19 protein-coding genes are annotated in these 20,387 nt (G+C 46.4%); all 19 read left to right on the forward strand.

Going from position 1 to position 20,387, the window contains the following annotated elements:
- The first annotated feature begins 4 nt into the window (after positions 1 to 4).
- The 19 genes from ACIPK1_RS08520 (at position 5) to ACIPK1_RS08610 (ending at position 20,318) form a co-directional block, all read left to right on the forward strand.
- The gene (locus ACIPK1_RS08520; protein WP_003129084.1) at positions 5 to 367 is read left to right on the forward strand and encodes a response regulator; all 363 of its coding nucleotides are present in this window, start codon (positions 5 to 7) and stop codon (positions 365 to 367) included.
- 19 nt (positions 368 to 386) lie between these two features.
- A complete protein-coding gene (locus tag ACIPK1_RS08525; RefSeq protein WP_005232757.1) occupies positions 387 to 776 on the forward strand; it encodes a chemotaxis protein CheW in 390 nt (129 codons plus the stop codon).
- A gap of 17 nt (positions 777 to 793) precedes the next feature.
- Positions 794 to 1,804 (forward strand): flagellar motor switch protein FliM, encoded by a 1,011-nt coding sequence (gene fliM / locus ACIPK1_RS08530; protein ID WP_005232756.1) that lies wholly within the window; start codon positions 794 to 796, stop codon positions 1,802 to 1,804.
- Positions 1,801 to 2,859, forward strand: coding sequence for a flagellar motor switch phosphatase FliY (fliY, locus tag ACIPK1_RS08535; RefSeq protein ID WP_081116145.1), 1,059 nt, complete (start codon positions 1,801 to 1,803; stop codon positions 2,857 to 2,859). The genes fliM and fliY overlap by 4 nt, the downstream gene beginning before the upstream one ends.
- Positions 2,860 to 2,954: 95 nt before the next feature.
- Positions 2,955 to 3,230, forward strand: a complete 276-nt coding sequence (flgM, locus tag ACIPK1_RS08540) for a flagellar biosynthesis anti-sigma factor FlgM (RefSeq protein ID WP_005232754.1) — start codon at positions 2,955 to 2,957, stop codon at positions 3,228 to 3,230.
- On the forward strand, positions 3,231 to 3,587 hold the full coding sequence (locus tag ACIPK1_RS08545; RefSeq protein ID WP_207490432.1) for a hypothetical protein: 357 nt from the start codon (positions 3,231 to 3,233) through the stop codon (positions 3,585 to 3,587).
- A gap of 11 nt (positions 3,588 to 3,598) precedes the next feature.
- Positions 3,599 to 5,122 carry a flagellar hook-associated protein FlgK gene (gene flgK, locus ACIPK1_RS08550; protein ID WP_016619540.1) on the forward strand — a complete coding sequence of 508 codons (1,524 nt, stop codon included), beginning with the start codon at positions 3,599 to 3,601 and terminating at the stop codon, positions 5,120 to 5,122.
- Between the two features lie 3 nt (positions 5,123 to 5,125).
- Complete coding sequence (flgL, locus tag ACIPK1_RS08555) at positions 5,126 to 6,046, forward strand: flagellar hook-associated protein FlgL (protein ID WP_301387481.1); 921 nt, start codon at positions 5,126 to 5,128, stop codon at positions 6,044 to 6,046.
- 137 nt (positions 6,047 to 6,183) lie between these two features.
- The gene (locus ACIPK1_RS08560; protein ID WP_005226642.1) at positions 6,184 to 7,266 is read left to right on the forward strand and encodes a flagellin; all 1,083 of its coding nucleotides are present in this window, start codon (positions 6,184 to 6,186) and stop codon (positions 7,264 to 7,266) included.
- 102 nt (positions 7,267 to 7,368) lie between these two features.
- Positions 7,369 to 7,782: a flagellar protein FlaG gene (locus ACIPK1_RS08565; RefSeq protein WP_301387482.1), complete on the forward strand. Its 414-nt coding sequence runs from the start codon at positions 7,369 to 7,371 to the stop codon at positions 7,780 to 7,782.
- 4 nt (positions 7,783 to 7,786) lie between these two features.
- Positions 7,787 to 9,208: a flagellar filament capping protein FliD gene (gene fliD, locus ACIPK1_RS08570; RefSeq protein WP_016611598.1), complete on the forward strand. Its 1,422-nt coding sequence runs from the start codon at positions 7,787 to 7,789 to the stop codon at positions 9,206 to 9,208.
- Positions 9,209 to 9,282: 74 nt separating this feature from the next.
- Positions 9,283 to 9,612: a hypothetical protein gene (locus ACIPK1_RS08575; protein WP_008376569.1), complete on the forward strand. Its 330-nt coding sequence runs from the start codon at positions 9,283 to 9,285 to the stop codon at positions 9,610 to 9,612.
- Positions 9,613 to 9,625: 13 nt separating this feature from the next.
- Positions 9,626 to 9,994: a flagellar export chaperone FliS gene (gene fliS, locus ACIPK1_RS08580; protein ID WP_008376567.1), complete on the forward strand. Its 369-nt coding sequence runs from the start codon at positions 9,626 to 9,628 to the stop codon at positions 9,992 to 9,994.
- 165 nt (positions 9,995 to 10,159) lie between these two features.
- Positions 10,160 to 11,911: a hypothetical protein gene (locus ACIPK1_RS08585; RefSeq protein ID WP_008376564.1), complete on the forward strand. Its 1,752-nt coding sequence runs from the start codon at positions 10,160 to 10,162 to the stop codon at positions 11,909 to 11,911.
- 166 nt (positions 11,912 to 12,077) lie between these two features.
- On the forward strand, positions 12,078 to 12,518 hold the full coding sequence (locus ACIPK1_RS08590) for a MarR family winged helix-turn-helix transcriptional regulator (protein WP_016611594.1): 441 nt from the start codon (positions 12,078 to 12,080) through the stop codon (positions 12,516 to 12,518).
- On the forward strand, positions 12,515 to 14,257 hold the full coding sequence (locus ACIPK1_RS08595) for an ABC transporter ATP-binding protein (RefSeq protein ID WP_016611593.1): 1,743 nt from the start codon (positions 12,515 to 12,517) through the stop codon (positions 14,255 to 14,257). Before ACIPK1_RS08590 ends, ACIPK1_RS08595 begins: the two co-directional genes overlap by 4 nt.
- Positions 14,223 to 15,989 (forward strand): ABC transporter ATP-binding protein, encoded by a 1,767-nt coding sequence (locus ACIPK1_RS08600; protein ID WP_016611591.1) that lies wholly within the window; start codon positions 14,223 to 14,225, stop codon positions 15,987 to 15,989. Before ACIPK1_RS08595 ends, ACIPK1_RS08600 begins: the two co-directional genes overlap by 35 nt.
- A 167-nt stretch (positions 15,990 to 16,156) precedes the next feature.
- Positions 16,157 to 17,593 (forward strand): glycoside hydrolase family 1 protein, encoded by a 1,437-nt coding sequence (locus ACIPK1_RS08605; RefSeq protein ID WP_008376556.1) that lies wholly within the window; start codon positions 16,157 to 16,159, stop codon positions 17,591 to 17,593.
- A 262-nt stretch (positions 17,594 to 17,855) separates the two neighbouring features.
- The gene (locus ACIPK1_RS08610) at positions 17,856 to 20,318 is read left to right on the forward strand and encodes a heavy metal translocating P-type ATPase (RefSeq protein WP_016619548.1); all 2,463 of its coding nucleotides are present in this window, start codon (positions 17,856 to 17,858) and stop codon (positions 20,316 to 20,318) included.
- The last annotated feature ends 69 nt before the right edge of the window (positions 20,319 to 20,387 follow it).

Here is a 20,387-nt window from a genome sequence, read left to right on the forward strand (position 1 = left end):
TACAATGTCAAAAAAAGTATTGATTGTGGATGATGCGGTATTTATGCGCATGAAATTAAAGGATATTTTAGAAAAAAACGGCTATGAAGTCGTGGGGGAAGCCCAAAATGGCCAAGAGGCTTTTGAAAAATACCAAGCAACGACACCAGACTTAGTGACTATGGATATCACGATGCCAGAAGTGGACGGCTTAGAGGCATTAAAAATGATCCGCACGTTTGATGCGCAGGCCAAAGTCGTAATGTGCAGTGCCATGGGACAACAAGGAATGGTGATGGATGCGATTCGCGCCGGTGCGGTGGACTTTATCGTGAAGCCCTTTGACACGGACCGCGTAATCACTGCCATCGACAAAGCCTTTGCCTAATGCCTAGGAGGATAGCGACATGCAGATGATTCTTTTCAAAATGGCTCAGCAGTACTATTTGATCTCGGCGGACTCGGTGGACGAGGTCATTGATGCCCCTTCCTTTACGAAGGTGCCCTTAGCACCAGAGTGGGTGGAAGGGTTGATCAATCTGCGGGGGTCTGTCGTAACGGTGATTCGTTTGGCAAAATTGATTCCCATCATGGAACCAGCCTACGAAAAAAACATATTGATCATGAAGAAGCAAGAGGAGACCAAAGGGGTCCTCGTAGAAGAAGTAATTGAAGTACTTGATATCACTGAAGACGATATCCAACTGGGCAATCAAGAGACAGAACATGCCGTTGGGGTCGTGACGATCGGTGAAAAAGTAGCCAGTGTGATTCAAATCGATCACATGATTTTTTAAAAAAATGGGGGATTAGTGTGGATCAGGTATTGACGCAGCAAGAGATTGATTTATTGTTGAATGCGATGAGCAGCGGAGAGATCGATCAAGAAATTATTGAGATAGAAGACAAACAAGCCAAAGTGAAAGCCTACGATTTTCGCCGACCAACAAAGCTGTCGAAAGAATACGTCAATACCCTGCACATGATCTTCGAGGATTTCTCGAAGATGAGCAGCAGCATGCTTTCTACCCAACTGCGGACCAATGTTTCTTTGCAGTTGGCAGCTATCGAACAAGTCAGTTATGACGAATTTATCCATTCGATACCAAAATTTACTTTGTTGGGGCTCTTTCATTCTCAGCCTTTGAGCGGGATCCAAATGATCGAGATGAACCCACAACTGTGTATGATGTTGGTGGAGTTGTTGTGCGGCGGATTGGATGTTTATCAAAACAAGCCGATCGAAATGGATTTTAGCGAGAAAAAAAGTTTTACTGATATTGAAACAGCGATCTTGGAAGAAGTAGTAGCACAATTTGTACGGGTCTACCAAAATGTTTGGAAGGACATCGTTGCCTTGGATTCGGTTTTGGATGGAATCGATACGAATCCGCAATTGATGCAAAACATGTCGCCAAACGAACCCGTCGTGTTAGTGACCTTTACTATCAAAATTTTTGAAGTGAAACATTTTATCAATCTATGTATCCCCTATGTCTTCTTTGAAGGGATCATTGATAAATTAAGTTTCCGCAATTGGTTTGATAGCAATCAGCCCGTCAACCAAGACGATAGCCGCGAGTTGCAAAAAAGTTTGAATGGCGTCGGTTTGAATTTAGAAGTTCTGCTGGGCCATGCTCAAATGAGTCTTTCTGAGTTTCTCCACTTAGAAGAAGGCGATGTCATCAAACTAGACAAAAAAATTACTGAACCATTGGAGACTTTCATCGATGGAAAACCTTACTTCCGAGCAAAACCTGGGAAGCAAGAGGACCGTTTAGCCATTGAATTATTAGACAAGTTAGAAGAGGAGCAAGAACTATGAGTGAACGTTTATCCCAAGCAGAAATCGATGCATTGTTGAATCAAAGTGCCCCAACCCAGCCGCAAGGATTAGAAGAGCAAGTCAAAGTCGACATTATCGGCGAAGTTGGCAATATCTCCATGTCGCAAGCGGCGACGACGTTGTCTTCCATTCTTGATCGTCGGGTCAGCATCACGACTCCCCGGGTGTCTAAAATCAAATTTGGTGAGATCTTAAACGACCTCGTTGCACCAAAAGTAGCAACGACAGTTGAATTTAAAGAAGGCCTTTTAGGCAGTAATTTGATGCTGTTAGAAGTCAAAGATGCCATCGTGATCGCTGATTTGATGATGGGGGGAACCGGTGAAACCAGCAACACCCAATTCACGGAATTAGAGCTAAGTGCTGTGGCAGAAGCCATGAACCAAATGATTGGGACTGCCTCGACTTCGATGGCGACGATGATCAGCCGTAAAGTGGACATCTTACCGCCGATCGTCAAACTATGGGAGACACCAGAAAACATTGAGTATAGCGGGATCGAGGCAGAGGAAGAGATTTATTGTATCTCATTTTCTTTGCGCGTCGAAGGTCTGATCGAAAGCAAAATCATGCAGATCTTTACGGATCCGGTGGTTAACGATATCGCCAGTGCGATGCTGTCCGATGAAGCGACTGTCGTTACTCGAGAAACACCAACACCGCAGCCAACGGCACCCGTTGCTGCGCCTACGCCAGAACCAGCGGCTGCATCAAAGCCCGTGGAAGTCAGCAAACCTGCGTTTCAAACATTAGCCTCCAGCGGTGTGAGCGATGGGGATAATTTGGACTTGATTCTTGATGTGCCATTGGATCTAAGTGTCGTGTTAGGCCGCAGCAAAAAAACTATTAAGGACATTTTATCTTTCAATACGGGGTCCGTCATCGAGCTGGAAAAACTGACGGATGAACCGCTAGAGATTTTGTTGAACGGCAAACTGATCGCCACTGGGGAAGTCGTGGTCATCAATGAAAACTTTGGTGTGCGGATCACCAACATTCTTTCGCAAAAACAACGCATCCACAATTTGCATTAATTTGAAGAAATCGCAAAAAGTTAAACATATGGGTTTAACTTTTTTGTGATTTGACCGATAGTAGAGGGTAGAAGAATGAGAACGGAGGAGAACCTATGAAAATCGAAAGAGGTTACGCAGAATACAGCGACAAGGCCATCAAACGTGAAGCGGTCAAACAAGAAAAGCCAACTGCTGCTCAGACAGAAAAAACCGTCGATGTTCAATTGTCCGAAACAGCTCAAGCCATTCAAAAGAGTGCCAATCAAACAGCCAGTCGCAGTGAACGAGTGGCAGAATTGAAACGAGCGATCAAAGAAGGCACCTACCAAGTATCTGCCGAAACGATCGCCGATAAAATGCTGCAACAAGATGAAAAGCAGGTCGACTAGATGACAGAACGGGAATTTGAGCGTCAGCTACAGCAGTTCTTGCGGTTGCTGCAAAAAGAAAAGACCTGCTTGATCAAAAATCAAGCAGAAAAATTACCAGAACTCGTCGAGAAAAAAACCGCCTTCGTACCCGTTTTTTCCACGTATGAAGGAACTCTTTCAGGGGCGATCAAAGAACTCATCCGCCAGATCCAAGTGCAGCAAGCCGAGAATCTCCTGCTGACGGAACAAGCCATTAGTTTCCAAACCGTTTTGATGGATGCAGTCAAAGAAAATATCAAGACACCGGCAAATACGTATTCGAAATACCAAAAAAAACAAGCTGCCTCAACAGCGATCATCGATCAAAAAATGTAAGGAGTACTTCTATGACAGGACTATTTGGTTCATTAGGCACCGCAACCCGGGGCATGACCGCCAATCAAGCAGCGTTGCAAACCAGCAGCCATAACATTGCAAATACCAATACAGACGGCTACTCAAGACAACGAGTCAACTTGCAAGCCGAAGCGTCTTACCATCTAGCGGGTGTCGGCAGCATCGGTATGGGTGTGAAAGTCGGCAGTGTCGAACGGATCGTCGATGATTTTGTCATTGGACAAGTACGCAATGCCAATTCTACCTATACATATTATGAACAAAAAGCAGACATATTAGGACAGCTGGAAAGTTTAATGAATGAGCCTTCCGACAACGGACTGTCCAAACAGCTGGCAACGATGTTTGATTCTTGGACCGCATTAGCCAACAATCCTGAACTGGATACGTCTAAGACCCTTGTGCTGGAAAACAGCAGTACGTTTGCCGATACCATCAACCAAATGGGCAAACAAATGACGCAGCTGCAAAGCGACACGCTGGATACCATCGAAAAATCCGCGCTGGACTTCAATGAGAAGGTCAAGCAGCTGCAATCCTTGAATGAACAAATCTATGGGTTGACGACAAGTGGTGAAACACCCAATGATCTCTTAGATCGTCGAGACAGTCTGTTGAAAGATCTCTCGGGTCTAGCAGGGATCGAAACCAAGACCGATCAATATGGCCGTGGGTTTGTATCTATGAGCGGACAGACGATTTTAAGTGCGGAGGAACGCAATACCCTTAGTGTGGTGGTGGGACAAAGCGACACAGGCGCCTTAGTTTCCAAAGACGGCAACGCCTTGAATCCTGCCGAAACCATCACGGGGTCTTATCCAGCTGGAACCGTCTTGTTGACGAAAACCACCGACAATGGCGACACCGCCTATACAGAATTGCCGATCAAAGAAGGGGCGATCGGTGGCCTGCAAGCATCATCTAGTGAAATCGGCAGTCGCTTGACGGAATTGAACAACTTTACGACGACGATCGCGCAAGCCATGAACATGGTCTTTACCGGCGGCGCTTCTCGTACAAGCGGACTATTTGAGATCGGCCAAGATGATACCGGCACAGCGACGACGATTCGGGTCAGCCAAGCACTGTTAGATAACCCAAGTCTGGTGACCGGCGGAACGAGCAATGCAGCAGGAGATGGTTCAAGAGCTGCTGCAATGGCCAAACTCAGCAGTGCCAAATTGGATTTCCCGTTGTCAGAAAAGACGATCGCTTCTTTTGATTCTGAGACATTGACGTTTGCTAATGCAGCATCCGGCATGAGTGTCAGCAGTTATTTTAACAGCATCGTCACCAAAAACGGGATCTCAAAACAGCAAGCCGACAATACGGTCAGTGCCCAATTGTCGCTGCTGAATCAACTAGAATACAAAAATCAATCGGTGTCCGGTGTTTCATTAAATGAAGAAATGTCAGATGTGATTCGTTTCCAACAAGGATTTCAGGCCAATGCCCGCATATTATCGGTCGTTTCTGAAATGTTAGACACATTGATCAATCGAACAGGAGTGTAGAACATGCGTATTTCCAATTCAATCACCTACAATGATTTTTTACGAAATCTAGGAACCAACGCCTCCAAAGTCCAATCCACGTTGAATCAGCTATCGAGCTTGAAAGAAGTCAGCGAGTCCTCGGATAATCCACTGCTGGTTTCAAAAATCATGGATCTCAATGTGTCGTTAAATCAAAACAAAACCTACAATAATACGATCAAAGACAGTATTTCTTGGACAAAAGCCCAAGATTCTGCTTTAGAAAGCGTCAGTACCTCGATGCTGCGGATTCGCTCGTTGGTTCAATCTTCTGCCAATGCGACAGCTGGCAGTGAGGAATTAGGGGCAAATCGTTCAGAGATCGAGCAAGAGATCGCAGGCATCGTTGAATCATTAAATACCAATTTTGATGGCCGCTATTTATTTAGCGGAACGAATACGACGACGGCGCCTTTTGAGATCGTCAAAGAAAATGACGCCATCGTCGGTATCAAATACAATGGCACCAGTGAAGACTTGCCCCGAGAAATCGCAAACGGGGTTTCGGTGGATCTGTTAGCCAGCGGTGATCGACTGATGAACGAGACGGGCACCGCTACGGATCCCCAAAATTTAAGCACCTACTTCAATGATTTATTGTCTGCGTTGCGCAGTGATGATAAAGATGCCTTAGGGGGCGAGCTTTTAACCGCTCATGACCAGCATGCCACCAATGTAGTGAATGTACGGGCGCAGATCGGCACCCTCTACAATCGCTTGGAGGCGGCAGCTGATCGAAATGAGACGGAAAAGCTGAACTTGACAGAAACACTGTCCAACAAACAAGACGTCGATATTGCGGAAAAGTATATGGAATATCAAAATCAAATGACTGCCTACCGCTCAACATTAGCAATGGGAACAAAGATCATGCAGATGTCCATTCTAGATTATTTAAATTAACCCAAAAAACTTTTGTTCTTTGACGGGAGCAAAAGTTTTTTATTTTTTTTAGAAAAAAGGCTTAACCCTGAACGGTTTCTTCCGATAAATAGTAGCAGAGGGAAACCTTAGCGAATAAAAATTAGGAGGAACTACACATGAGAATCAATACAAACGTTTCAGCATTGAATACTTATTCACGCCTAACGGCAGCAAATGCTTCTAAAAGCAATTCTTTGTCTAAATTATCTTCAGGCTTACGCATCAACAAAGCTGGGGACGACGCAGCTGGCTTAGCAATTTCTGAAAAAATGAAAGGCCAAATCGGCGGTTTGTCACAAGCAAAAAGCAATGCACAAGATGGTATCTCATTGATCCAAACAGCAGAAGGTGCATTAAATGAAACCCACAGCATCTTAGGCCGTATGCGTGACCTTGCGGTTCAAAGTTCAAACGGTACGTTAAGTGATGACGACCGCAGTGCGATCAACAAAGAATACACTGCATTGTCTGATGAAATCGACCGTATCAGCAATACCACTGAATTCAATACAAAAAGCTTGTTAACTGGTGAAGGCGATGATGCGAAATCATTCACTTTCCAAATCGGTGCCAACGCAAACCAAACAATGAGCGTTTCAATCAACAACATGAGCTCATCTGCCTTGAAAGTAAAAGGCTTAGATTTAACACAAGCCATTGACACAAGCGATGCCAAAGCTGTTGCTGCAGCAAAAGATAAAGCGGTAGCGACTGCCTTCAAAGCAGATGCTACAACAAAATATGCAGCGGACGGCACAGTTGATGCGGCAGCTGGTAAAACAGTTGCTGAATTACAAACAGCCATCGATACAGCTGCGGATGATACAGCAAAAGCAACAGCTCAAAAAACATACGATGATGCTTTAGCAACATTTACCGCTTCTGATGAAGGCAAAGCAGCAGCGGCAACTGTCAGCGTTGAAAACAACCCAATCACGAAAATCGATGAAGCGATCAAAGCAGTTTCTGCACAACGTGCGGATCTTGGTGCGGCGCAAAACCGTCTAGAACACACAATCAACAACTTAGGTACAACACAAGAAAACCTATCTGAAGCAAACTCACGTATCCGTGACGTTGATATGGCCCAAGAAATGATGAGCTTTACGAAGAGCAACATCCTTTCTCAAGCAGCAACTTCAATGTTGGCACAAGCAAACTCAATGCCTAACAGCGTATTGAGCTTGTTACAAGGATAATTTTTGATCAAGTGAACCACTGACACAAGGACTGCCTAGGGGAAGCGCAGTTCTTGTGTTTTACATAGCAGCACAAAAACGCTTAGAAATGAGGAAGCTCTGATGGATATTCAGCCAATGTCAGGAATACACCCGATCGAAGCCGTTGCGTCGGTCGCTAAAGCACGTCCGATCGAATCCCTAGATCCAGAGACCGCCAACCTTCAGCCGCAACACCAAGAGGGGAAACTGGCGGAGAAAAAGGAACGGACAGTGGTCACTGAACCGCCGATCCGCTATTTTTCAGTAGCCGATCAGCACAAGATCGCAGCCTCCGTGGAGGAAGTGAATCAGCGACTACTTGGCAAAGATATGAAATTGGCTTATGAAGTACATGAGCGCACAGGGCGTACGATGGTGCGTTTAGTGGATATGCAGACCAACGAAGTGATCAAAGAGATCCCACCAGCCAACATGCTAGATGTGATTGGAAAAATATGGGATGACATGGGCATTGCGGTCGATCGAAAGGGATGAAACTATGGCAAGTGTAACCAGCAGTTCAGGAATCAGTACAACGCTAGGGAGTTATTCTGGCGTGACTTCAGAAGATATTGAAAAATTATTGGCGGCAGATGCGATCAATAAGACCCGTGCTGAGAATAAAATCACGTCGCTTAAAGCACAAAAAACGGCATGGAGTGATATCAGCACTCGCTTGACTAACTTTTTGTCAAAAGTCGATGCGTTACAAAAAGATGATGCTTATCAAACAAAAAAAGCGACGACCACCAATAGTAGTATCGCTTCAATTGCAGGAACAACGGAAGCCCCAGAAGGCACCTATGATCTAAAAGTCAACCAACTAGCAACAGCCACGAAGGTGACGGGGAGTCAAGTAGCTCAAAGCAGCAAAACGGCCCTAAATGTCAGTGGTCAGCTCTCATTGACCAGTTCGGAAGTCGATGAAGATGGCAAACCGATCACCGCTTCGATCGAGATCACTGCCGAAGACAGCTTAAAAGATGTGGCAGCTAAGATCAATGGCCAAAGCAAGACGACCTTCGTTGCAGCGAGCATCGTGGATAACCGTTTGATTTTAACGAATACCAAAATGGGCGACAAAAACTTCTTGATCGACGGCAATGCCGCCGAAGGATTAGGGATCGGTTCAACTGCGGCTACGACGCAAGGCCAACCGGCTATTTTTGAACTAGACGGCATGGAGATCACCCGCGACAGCAATAGTGTGACGGATGTTATCGATGGTGTCACGCTGACGTTAGCGAAAAAAAGCGAGGAGCATGTGACGCTTTCTTTAGCCAATGATACCTCGAAAGTCGTTGATGCAGTGCAAGGATTAGTGGATCAATACAATAGCTTGATGAGTTTTATCGGCGACAATTTGACCGTGGGAGATCCTAGTAGTGAAAACAACAAGACGGGGACCTTGGTGGGAGACAGTGCGTTGACTCGTCTACAGACCCAATTGCGAAATTTGATCACCATTCCAGCCGTCAGCGGCTCAAAGCTGACCGCCAATAAGCTAGGTATCTCCACCGTTGATAATGATGGTACATTGGGACTGGATACGACAAAGTTAAAAGAAGCCTTAGCGGAAGATCCCGCTGCTGTGAAGTCCTTCTTTTATGCAAGTACGAAAACCAAAGAAGCCGATGGCACTGCGAGTACGAAAGAGACCGGCTATACATTAGCGCTAAAAGAATTAGCCAACAGCTATGTCGTCAATACTTCAGCCAATAAAGGGATCATTGCCACCAAATCTGCGACCTATGACAGTACCATCAAGGATTTGAACAAACAGATTACACGGTTTGATGATATTTTAGCAATGAAAAAAGAGCGTTACATCACAATGTTTACCAAATTAGACTCCGTGATGATGGAGGCTGAAAATCAGCTGAGTTACCTAAGCAATCAGTTTGCCAATACGTCAAACTAGGCAGGGTAGCCGATTAAAGCAGTCATTTTTTCATTCGCATAAGAAACCCTCGTCAACAAGAAAGGAAACAACCTATGGAGCCACACGTATCATTAGATGAACGTTTGAATCAGATTTTAACTGGGTTTGCAAAATGGCGCGGCGACAGCGAAGAAGCCGGTCGTTTGATGGCAGCCAATGCAGCGGTCATAGCAGCCATGCAAGCAGAAGAACAGAGCCATAGTCCACAAACCAGTGCATTGGCGCAACAAGTGATCCAAGCGTATCAAGCGTTCCTAGACCAGGTCAAAGCCCAGCAGCAAGAGATCAAACAAGAATTGGGGCGTTTGAACCGCAAAAACAATCTTGTCAAAACGTATTTGCAGCAAGAAGACAGTGCCGCCTTCGTCGAATTTGATTTATAGTGAGGAAAAAAAGATGAATTATCAAAAAATGCAAAACAACTACCTGCAGAACCAAGTAATGAGTGCCTCCCCCAACAAACTGATTGAAATGCTGTTGCAAGCAGCCATCAAAAACATCAAATTAGCAGTGATCGCATTGGAAAAAGAAGAGTTGAGCCAAGCCCATCAGCAATTTGTCAAGGCGCAGAATATTTTATTGGAATTACGGGTCTCTTTAGACCGTGAGCAAGGCGGCGCTATTGCTGAAGATCTCGATCAGCTGTATGGCTATATGTACGATCAGCTAGTCAGTGCCAATGTCCAAAAAGAGGCAGCCCCTGCAGAAACGGTCGTCCCGCTTTTAAGCGAACTACTGGAAAGCTGGCAAACGATCACCCAATAAATTTGAGAAAAAGCAAAGAAACGACCACCTAAAACCTAGAAAAGTTTAGTAATTGGTTAAATTTTTACCATGTATCCCTTTTCACTAAGCTTTCTTTTTCCCCTCCTCGTCCCTATCTGGTACTCTTTTTATGAGCGTACCGAAAAGGTGCAAGGAGGTTTTTTTTTGAAACAAAAAATAGTACAAAAGCCGCTTTTCTGGCAAGTGGTGATTCTGATTGCAATGAGTGGTGTTTTTTTATTACCGCAGATCTTAGGCCAAGGCATGATTTTGGGCTCTGATGTGGTCTTTCACTTCAATCGTTTTTATGAGACCAGCCAGCAGATCAAAGAGGGCAATTTTCAATATTTTCTTTCTATCTACGGGTTTCAGCAATCTGCTCGTATCGTCAATGCATTATACGGTCCCTTTTTTGCCTATTTCCAAGGTCTGCTGGTCTTGCTGAGTCCTTCGTGGTTTTCCTACCAACTGCTCGCCAATGGGCTGCTCTATCTGCTAGCAGGGTTTTCGATGTTTGGCTTATTAAAGAAACTACGAGTCAATGGCTGGCTGTCAGTGGGGATGAGCATCCTGTTTATGGCGACCTATTCTGTCCAGTATTGGATTGAGCGGCAGGGCTTTTCTGCTTGGGGAGCAGCCGTGTTACCGCTGTGTCTGATTCCACTGATTGCACTAGGGGAACATAAACGGTTGCGGCCTTTTGCGGTAGGGGTTTCCGTGGCAGTCTTATTTCAAATCCATGTGTTTTCAAGCATCTTGTTAGTGCTCTTATATGTGCCCTTTTTCTTACGCGCCTTTTTTGTTGGAACTTCCGGCGAAGAAAAACGACAATTGGTGCTGCGCTTAGCAGGAGCGATCGGGATTTTCTTGCTGCTGACCGCCAATATTTGGTTAGGGATGTTGGATCTCTATACGAGTAACACGTTGATCGCGCCTTTTGTGAATCGCAACATGCAGAACAATACCATTACTGGAACCAGCAGCTATTGGTGGACGACTCCGTACCTGCTGCCAATCTTATGTGCCTTGTTCTTTTGCGGTGCGATTCGTGTATGGCCTCGTCTATCCGGCGGCTTCAAATTAATGACAGCAGCTGCAGCGGTCTTTTTCGTTTTATCATCGAACGCTATTCCTTGGCAATGGCTAGGCAGTCTGGACAATGGTGTGATCAATTTACTACAATTCCCTTTTCGGTTCTTTGTTCCTGCCACGATTTTGATCTTAGTCGGTTTGTGCCTGCTGGTTCCTTATTATCGGGGCAAGCCATTGGCAAATCCGCGTTGGTTCGTCCTCGTTTTAGTTTTGAGTGTTGGTCAAATCCTGATCCAAAACACGGTCAAAATGCAGGACTGGCACTCCGATGAAGCGGCAGTTTCACTGCGAAACCACACCTATCTCTCGGCGGAATCTGAAGCGCAATTGAAGGAAGCCTATTTTAGTAAAGACAAGTCCTTAGCATTAGCGCTGTATCAACGTTCTACCCCAGATTATCTGCCCCTCTATCAAGAGACCAAGAAGAACAAGTACAATTTGTACGGGGAAGAAATCATTGAAAAAAATGATACCGTGGCAAAAACCGTAGAAAACGGGAAACTTACTTTACGTTGGCAAGGTGATCAAGAGGCGTGGAAGGCGTTACCGATCATCAATTACCGCTATACTGAATTGACCCTCAATCAGCAGCCACTAACTGAGAAAGATGTCTCTTTGAGTGCCATTGGTGCCGTTTCTGTCCAACAGCAAGCAGGGGAGAATGTCTTAGTCGTTGACTATGACGCACCTTGGTTTTTCGACGGAGCTTTATGGCTGACGATCATTTCTTGGATCGCTTTACTCATCGGCTTTATCAGCTGGAAAACAAGACAGCTGTATCGTCGTCGTAAGGTCGTACAAGCTTTATTGAAAGAATCTGAATAAAATGAATCAGAAAAGAACTTCAGCGAGAGGGCTGAAGTTCTTTTTTTGTTGATCAGCAACAGTGTACCTATTTTTTTCCGAGAGAAACAACAATCGTTGCGTGCGCAACGATTATTCCTTATAATAGATAAGACACTTTGAAGAACCAAGAAAGGCAGGAGTGCTCATGGAAGCCATTATCCGCTCAATCAATCATATTGCCCGTCTCGCCACCCTTTATCGGGAAAAAGAACTGAAAAAATTTGGTTTAGGTGGGATGCATCATACCTATATCTTAAACATTTGCCGTCAACCGGGGATCAGTCAAGAAGCCTTAGCCAAGAAGATTTTTGTTAATAAAAGCAATGTTGCCCGTCAACTAGCGATCTTAGAAGAACGAGGATTTGTCACTAGAACCAGCAGTCCCACCGACAAACGACAATTACTGGTTTATCCAACCGAAAAAGCACTTGTTGTCCAACCAAAGATCCAACAGCTGCTTCAAAGCTGGAATGAACAAGTCGTAGCAGGTTTTTCTGCTGCCCAACAGCAGCAGTTGATCGCTGATCTGGAAATCGTCAAAGAAAATTCCCAACGGCTTTTAGCGAAAGTTGAGGCGATGGAATGAATCTTTTGACTCAATATTTAAAACCCTATATCGGCCGCATTTCCCTTGGCGTCAGCATCAAATTCTTCGGGTCATTGATGGACTTGCTATTGCCTTGGATTTTGGCGTATATCATCGATTCTGTGATTCCCACGAAGCAAGTATCAGCGATTTTTGCTTGGGGCGGGGCGATGGTGGTCTGCTCCATCATCGCAGTTGTCACCAATATCATCGCCAATCGGATGGCCTCCAGTGTTGCTCGCGATACCACTGGTAGTATACGCCATGACTTATTTGAAAAAGTTTCCTATCTGTCGATTCCGCAAGTCGAAGAAGTCGGGATCCCTTCCTTGGTGTCTCGCTTGACGACAGACACTTACAACATCCATCAAACGATAGGGATGATCCAACGGATGGGGATTCGTGCCCCGATTCTGTTATTAGGGGGAATCATGATCACTGCTACATTAGATCCCGTTTTGACACTGGTCTTAGTAGGCGTCTTGCCCTTCACTTTAGTGGCAGCAGTCACCATCTCAAAACGGGGGATCCCCTTGTTTGCCTCATTGCAAAAGCAAGTGGATGTGTTGGTGCGGACTGTCCGAGAAAATGTAACTGGGGCTCGGGTGATCAAGGCCTTGTCTAAAGCAGATTACGAGAAAAAGCGCTTTGACCACGTCAATCAAGACGTAGTAGCTGCGGAAACCACTGCTAATCGAACCATGGCTGCGACACCACCCCTGATGGACCTATTTTTGAATATCGGACTGACGCTAGTGATCGTCGTCAGTGCCTTTCGCGTCAATCAAGGGTTGACCCAACCAGGGGTCATCATTGCCTTTTTGACCTATTTTACGATCATTTTGAATGCCATGCTCAGTATCACTCGCATCTTTGTAATCGTGTCGAAGGGGCTCGCTTCTGCCGATCGGATCCAATCCGTCTTGCGCCTGCCGCAAAATATGCAAGTCATTGAGGCGCCTGTCAAAGAAGAGTCGGCGCATATCGTTTTTGAAAAAGTTTCCTTCACTTATCCTAATGGCACTCGGGTGCTGAAAGACATCGATTTTTCCTTGCAGCCGGGAGAAACCTTAGGGATCATCGGTGCGACTGGTAGTGGAAAATCAACGATCGTCAAACTACTGCTGCGGCTCTATGACCCAACGAAGGGCATGATTCGCATCGCTGGTCGCGACATTCGCTCCATCGATCCGACGGAGCTGCATCAGTTATTCGGTGTCGTCTTACAAAAAGACGTGCTTTTTGCGGAAACGATCGAAGAAAATATCGCTTTTGGCCGGCGGTTTTCCAAAGAGCAGATCGAAGAAGCGGCGGCTCGCGCCCAAGCCAAGGAGTTTATCAATCAACTACCCATGCGCTTAGCTCATCCACTGCATGCCAAAGGCAGCAATTTAAGCGGCGGTCAAAAGCAGCGGGTCTTGTTATCGCGGGCATTGGCGGGGGATCCGGAAATTTTGATTTTGGATGATTCTGCCAGTGCGCTGGATTATCGGACCGACGCTCAGTTGCGCAAGGTCCTGAAACAGCAGTTTCAACAGACGACGACGGTCTTGATCGCGCAGCGGATCAGCTCGATCCAGCATGCCGACAAAATTTTGGTACTGGAAAATGGTCAAATGAACGGTTTTGGCAGTCACCAAGAATTACTAGCAGAAAATGCGATCTACCAAGCCATTTATCAAGGTCAGACAGGAGGTGCCGACGATGCCGAAGAAAAAAACGGAAAAACCCAAGGATAGCAAGAAAACACTCCGGCGTTTGTGGGGCTATCTCTACGAGTACAAAGGACTCCTGTTGGCAGCCGCTATTTTAATGATGGTCAGCAACATCTTCGCCTTGGTGGGCCCGTTGCTTTCCGGGTACGCCATTGATGCTATTCAACCGGGTCCCGGCAAGGTCATTTTTGAACGAGTCTTCTTTTATTGTGGGCTGATGCTCCTGTTTTATCTTGCGTCTTCCCTTCTTAGTTATCTGATTTCGCTCATGATGATCCGCTTGAGTCAGCGGGTGGTGGCAGCGATGCGCAAGGCGATTTTTGATAAAATCACCGAATTGCCAGTGGGGTATTTTGACCGGGTCGCCACTGGGGATATCATCAGCCGCATCAGTTATGACGTCGATACCATCAATACGTCATTGGCCAGCGATGCCATTCAAGTCCTCAGCAGTCTTGTGACGATCATTGGTTCGTTTGTGATGATGGTTTTGATTTCGCCGCTGCTGGTGCTGATTTTTGTCGTAACGGTTCCCGCTTCGATCTTTTTGACCCGCTTTTTGATGAGCAAATTTCAACCATTGTTTCGCCGTCGTTCCCGCAAATTAGGTGAGCTGAACGGCTTTGTGGAAGAGATTATTTCTGGTCAGCAAACGATCAAGCTGTATAACCAAGAAGAAGCGATCATCAGCCGTTTTGACGAAAAAAACCAAGAAGCGGTGGATGCCTATTACAATGCCGAGTACTACGGTAGTATGACTGGTCCTTCCATCAACTTTATCAACAATCTGTCGTTGTCCTTGATCAGTATGTTTGGCGCCTTGCTGTTTTTGTTCGGTCATCTGACATTAGGGAATGTTTCTTCCTTTGTTCTTTACTCCAGAAAATTCTCAGGACCAATCAATGAGTTAGCCAACATCTTCAGTGATTTGCAATCGGCATTGGCGGCGGCAGAACGGATCTTCCGTTTGCTGGATGAAGAACCGGAAGTTTCTGATGTTCCTGGAGCCTACGAATACCACGAGGTGTCTGGTGAGGTCGCCTTTGACCATGTGACCTTCGGCTATCAAGCACAGCAGCCCATCATCAAAGACCTTTCGCTGCAAGTACCAGCTGGCAGCTTGGTCGCGATCGTCGGACCAACCGGAGCCGGGAAAACCACCATCGTGAACCTCTTGATGCGGTTTTATGACCCTGACCAAGGAGCGATTCGGTTAGACGGCAAAAATATCCGCCAAGCGACACGCCGCAGCTTACGGCAAAGCTATGCGATGGTGCTGCAAGACACGTGGCTGTTCACGGGAACGATTTTTGAAAATTTGGCCTACGGCAAGGCGAATGCGACGATGGCAGAAGTCCAAGCTGCTGCACAAGCCGCCCATATCCATGACTTTATTATGAGCCTGCCAAAAGGCTATGATACTTTGATTTCTGAAGACGGGACCGGTATTTCACAAGGGCAAAAACAACTATTGACGATTGCGCGAGCAATGCTGTTAGATGCCGATCTGCTGATTCTTGATGAAGCCACATCAAATGTCGACACGCAAACGGAGCTGCTGATCCAAGCAGCGATGACCAAATTGATGAAAGGCAAAACCTCCTTTGTGATCGCCCATCGCTTGTCCACGATTCGACATGCCGACACGATCCTCGTGGTGGAACAGGGCAATATCGTAGAGCAAGGGACCCACGAAGAGTTAGTAGCCAAAGAGGGGCGTTATGCCTCACTCTATCAGGCACAATTTGACGCATGATCCATAGCTAGTCCGCATCCGTACAAGGAGTAACCCACTGCTTGCACGGATGTTTTTTGCGTGCCATCGGCTTTCTTGGCACAGGTAAAAAATCTTCTTATGACAAATCAGGCAATTATCGGTATACTTAAGAAAGGGGTATCATCAAACAGAAAGAAGGGAAACAATTGGATCATAAACAACTAAAAGAATTCCCCAACGATTTCTTATGGGGTTCAGCATCAGCAGCCTATCAAGTAGAGGGCGCATGGCAAGAAGACGGCAAAGGCGCTTCAGTTTGGGACGATTTTGTCCGCATTCCAGGCAAAACCTTTAAAGCAACGAACGGAGATGTCGCGGTCGACCATTACCACCGCTTCAAAGAAGATGTTGCCTTGATGAAAGAACAAGGATTGAAAACCTATCGTTTTTCCATTGCATGGACACGGATTTTTCCAGAAGGACGAGGAGAAGTCAATCAAGCAGGGTTAGACTTTTATTTAGCATTGATCGATGAGCTGATTAAAGCAGGGATCGAACCAATGGTGACCTTGTACCATTGGGATCTGCCACGTACGTTGCAAGAAGAATATGGCGGCTGGGAATCTCGCAAAATCATTGAAGATTTCACCAACTATGCGGCCGTATTATTTGAAGCCTTTCGCGGCAAAGTTCACTATTGGGTCAGCTTGAATGAACAAAATATCTTTACTTCTTTAGGCTATCTTTTAGCTGCCCATCCACCAGGAGTGACCGATCCTAAACGGATGTATGAAGTCAATCATATCGCTAACTTGGCAAATGCGTCGGTGATCAACAAGTTCCATGAGATGAAAATCCCAGGGAAAATCGGACCAAGTTTCGCCTACTCACCAAACTACCCAATCAACAGCGACCCGAAAAATATTTTGGCAGCTGAAAATGCCGAAGACTTGATGGCGCATTATTGGTTAGACGTCTATCTATGGGGCGAATACCCGATTGCCGCAATGAATTACTTGAAAGAGCAAGGGATCGCACCAACGATTGAACCAGGAGATATGGACTTGCTGCGTTCAGCAAAACCAGATTTCTTAGGGATCAACTATTACCAAACAGCAACGAATGCCTACAATCCATTAGATGGTGTCGGTGCCGGTAAAATGAACACCACTGGGAAAAAAGGTAGCTCCGAAGAAACCGGGACACCAGGAATGTTCAAAAAAGCTGAAAATCCATTTGTGGAACGGACGAATTGGGATTGGGAGATCGATCCTCAAGGGCTGCGGATCGCTTTACGCCGAATCACTAGCCGTTATCGGGTGCCTGTGATCATTACGGAAAACGGACTTGGTGAATACGATAAACTAACAGACGATCACCAAATCCATGACCAATACCGCATCGATTATTTAGCAGGGCATGTCCATGCCATCAAAGAAGCGATCAGCGACGGCGCGGAAGTTCTTGGCTATTGCACCTGGTCCTTCACTGATTTGCTAAGCTGGTTGAACGGCTACCAAAAACGCTATGGCTTTGTCTATGTCGACCAAGATGAAACCCAAGAAGGGTCACTGGCACGCTACAAGAAAGACAGCTTCTACTGGTATCAAGAGCTGATCAAAACCAACGGGCAAGAGTGCTAGCCTCCTAAAGCCAATACCTGAATAAGCGAAACGACCCCTGCAACGGCAGTGATCGTTTCTTAGAAAAAAGTACGTTCCACCTGTAGCGACCGCCCAAAGGTAGACCAAAAGTCTCGCTTTTTGGGCCGCTTCAAAGGAGAACGTCCTTTTTTTGAGTATTATCGTTGACAAGTGTAAACGATAATTGTAAAGTAGAAGAAGATTACAACTGTAAACACAAAAGGTGAATGGGTTTGCATAGCAAGCAAGGAGGAAGGAAACAATGATCGAAAAGAATTATGGGGTAAAAGGGATGACCTGTGCGTCTTGTTCCCAGACAGTCGAAAAAACAGTCAGCAAGCTGGCGGGGGTCGACCAAGCAGCTGTCAATTTGGCTACTGAAAAATTACATATTCGTTATGATGAGCAGCAGCTCACCGAAGAAACACTCGCTGAGGCCATCAAAGCAGCGGGCTATCAACTGATCGGCTCTCAAAGACAAGAGACCTTTGCCATCTCGGGCATGACCTGTGCGTCTTGTGCCCAAACAGTAGAAAAAGCTGTCCAAAAATTAGCGGGTGTGGAGCAAGCCTCCGTCAATCTGGCGACAGAAAAACTGACGGTCAGCTATCAACAAGACCAAGTGTCCGCCGCGAAGATCGCAGCTGCCGTGAAAGAGGCGGGCTATGACGCACAGCTGCCGACCGCTTCTGCCGACAAGGCGGATTCAAAACAGGCAGAGATTCGTGCTTTATGGCAACGGTTTTGGCTTTCGGCGCTCTTTACGATCCCCTTGTTCTATTTGACGATGGGGGAAATGATCGGTTTGCCGATCCCTGGCTTTTTAGATCCAATGGCCTATCCAGTCAATTTCGTTACCACTCAATTGATTTTAGTCTTACCGGTGATGGTCCTCGGTCGCGCCTTTTACATTGCTGGTTTCAAAGCGCTTTGGAAAGGCCATCCTAACATGGATTCCCTCGTCGCATTGGGAACCAGTGCTGCCTTCTTTTATAGTATTTATGGGACCGTGATGGTCTACCTGGGCACGACCCACTATGCGATGCACTTGTACTATGAAACGGCCGCCGTTATTTTGGCATTAGTGACCTTAGGAAAATACCTTGAGTCGGTCTCAAAGGGCAAAACCTCCGAAGCCATCAAGAAGTTGTTGGATCTCGCACCGAAAAAAGCCCGCGTGCTTCGCGGCAGCGGGAATCAAGCCGAAGAAGTCGAAGTGGGTATTGAAGAAGTCGCAGCCGGCGATATCTTAGTCGTACGACCTGGTGAAAAGATTCCTGTGGATGGGATCGTTACCCAAGGACGCTCTGCCATCGATGAATCAATGATCACCGGAGAAAGCTTACCTATCGAAAAACAAGTCGGTGATCGGGTGATCGGCGCTAGTATCAACAAAAATGGCTCGTTTCAATACGAAGCCACCAATGTGGGAGAAGATTCAACGTTAGCGCAAATCATTCAGTTAGTAGAAAATGCCCAAGGCTCCAAAGCGCCGATTGCCCGCATGGCAGATAAAGTTTCGGGTGTGTTTGTCCCGATTGTCATGGTCTTGGCGGTTTTTGCAGGACTTGCCTGGTTTTTCTTAGGACAAGAAACCTGGATCTTCTCATTGACCATTACGATCTCTGTATTAGTGATTGCTTGTCCGTGTGCCTTAGGATTAGCGACACCGACCGCCATCATGGTGGGTGCGGGCAAAGGGGCAGAAAATGGCGTCTTGATCAAAAGCGGCGATGCGTTAGAAACAGCTAGAAACGTGACGACGATCGTCTTTGATAAAACCGGCACGATCACAGAAGGCAAACCAGTCGTAACCGATCTCCTGCCTGCCGGCAACCACACGCCGACGGAATTGCTGCAGCTGGCGGCTTCTGTTGAAAAAGGCTCAGAACATCCATTAGGCGAAGCCATTGTGATCGAAGCCCGCACGCAAGCCCTCGCCCTGCAAGAAGTTGACGGGTTTGAAGCGATTCCGGGGCATGGGATTCAAGGCACGATTGCTGGCAGTCCAGTCCTATTAGGCAACCAGAAATGGCTGGAAAAACAAAACGTTGCCATCGATGGCCTGATCGAGCAAGCCCAACAATTGGCTCACGAAGGGAAAACACCGATGTATGTTGCCAAAGACGGCGAAGCGATCGGGATCATCGCTGTGGCAGATACTATCAAAGAAAGCAGTCGAAAAGCCATTGAACGTCTGCATCAAATGGGCTTGTACGTAGCAATGATCACTGGCGACAATGCTCGGACAGCCCAAGCCATCGCCAAACAAGTCGGTATCGATGAAGTAATCAGTGACGTCTTGCCAGAAGATAAAGCCGCCAAAGTAGCCGGCCTGCAAGCCAAAGGCCAAAAGGTTGCGATGGTAGGTGACGGGATCAATGATGCGCCGGCGTTAGCCCAAGCCGATGTAGGGATCGCGATTGGCTCTGGTACCGATGTCGCCATCGAATCGGCAGACATCGTACTGATGCGCAGCGATCTGATGGACGTCCCATCAGCGATCGAGTTAAGTCGGGCAACCATCAAAAACATCAAAGAAAATCTTTTCTGGGCTTTTGCTTATAACGTCTTAGGCATTCCTGTCGCAATGGGTGTGTTGCATCTTTTCGGCGGCCCCTTGCTCAATCCAATGATCGCCGGGGCGGCCATGAGCTTCAGCTCGGTATCCGTTTTATTAAATGCCTTGCGGCTGAAACGATTCCAACCCTCAGCAAAAAAATAAACGAAGCAACGAATGCAACAACAAAAAGACCTGCCCACGGTTTCTGATGGAAGAAAACCGTGGATAGGT

Origin of the sequence: Enterococcus sp. NPDC086594, from assembly GCF_044746145.1 — a bacterium.
GTDB lineage: Bacteria > Bacillota > Bacilli > Lactobacillales > Enterococcaceae > Enterococcus_D > Enterococcus_D entomosocium.

What these genes read in the sequence shown, in the direction of transcription:
- ACIPK1_RS08520 (WP_003129084.1), top strand. Translation starts at nt 5, where the DNA reads ATGTCAAAAAAAGTATTGATTGTGGATGATGCGGTATTTATGCGCATG.
- ACIPK1_RS08525 (WP_005232757.1), top strand. Translation starts at nt 387, where the DNA reads ATGCAGATGATTCTTTTCAAAATGGCTCAGCAGTACTATTTGATCTCG.
- fliY (WP_081116145.1), top strand. Translation starts at nt 1,801, where the DNA reads ATGAGTGAACGTTTATCCCAAGCAGAAATCGATGCATTGTTGAATCAA.
- flgM (WP_005232754.1), top strand. Translation starts at nt 2,955, where the DNA reads ATGAAAATCGAAAGAGGTTACGCAGAATACAGCGACAAGGCCATCAAA.
- ACIPK1_RS08545 (WP_207490432.1), top strand. Translation starts at nt 3,231, where the DNA reads ATGACAGAACGGGAATTTGAGCGTCAGCTACAGCAGTTCTTGCGGTTG.
- flgK (WP_016619540.1), top strand. Translation starts at nt 3,599, where the DNA reads ATGACAGGACTATTTGGTTCATTAGGCACCGCAACCCGGGGCATGACC.
- flgL (WP_301387481.1), top strand. Translation starts at nt 5,126, where the DNA reads ATGCGTATTTCCAATTCAATCACCTACAATGATTTTTTACGAAATCTA.
- ACIPK1_RS08560 (WP_005226642.1), top strand. Translation starts at nt 6,184, where the DNA reads ATGAGAATCAATACAAACGTTTCAGCATTGAATACTTATTCACGCCTA.
- ACIPK1_RS08565 (WP_301387482.1), top strand. Translation starts at nt 7,369, where the DNA reads ATGGATATTCAGCCAATGTCAGGAATACACCCGATCGAAGCCGTTGCG.
- fliD (WP_016611598.1), top strand. Translation starts at nt 7,787, where the DNA reads ATGGCAAGTGTAACCAGCAGTTCAGGAATCAGTACAACGCTAGGGAGT.
- ACIPK1_RS08575 (WP_008376569.1), top strand. Translation starts at nt 9,283, where the DNA reads ATGGAGCCACACGTATCATTAGATGAACGTTTGAATCAGATTTTAACT.
- fliS (WP_008376567.1), top strand. Translation starts at nt 9,626, where the DNA reads ATGAATTATCAAAAAATGCAAAACAACTACCTGCAGAACCAAGTAATG.
- ACIPK1_RS08590 (WP_016611594.1), top strand. Translation starts at nt 12,078, where the DNA reads ATGGAAGCCATTATCCGCTCAATCAATCATATTGCCCGTCTCGCCACC.
- ACIPK1_RS08595 (WP_016611593.1), top strand. Translation starts at nt 12,515, where the DNA reads ATGAATCTTTTGACTCAATATTTAAAACCCTATATCGGCCGCATTTCC.
- ACIPK1_RS08600 (WP_016611591.1), top strand. Translation starts at nt 14,223, where the DNA reads ATGCCGAAGAAAAAAACGGAAAAACCCAAGGATAGCAAGAAAACACTC.
- ACIPK1_RS08610 (WP_016619548.1), top strand. Translation starts at nt 17,856, where the DNA reads ATGATCGAAAAGAATTATGGGGTAAAAGGGATGACCTGTGCGTCTTGT.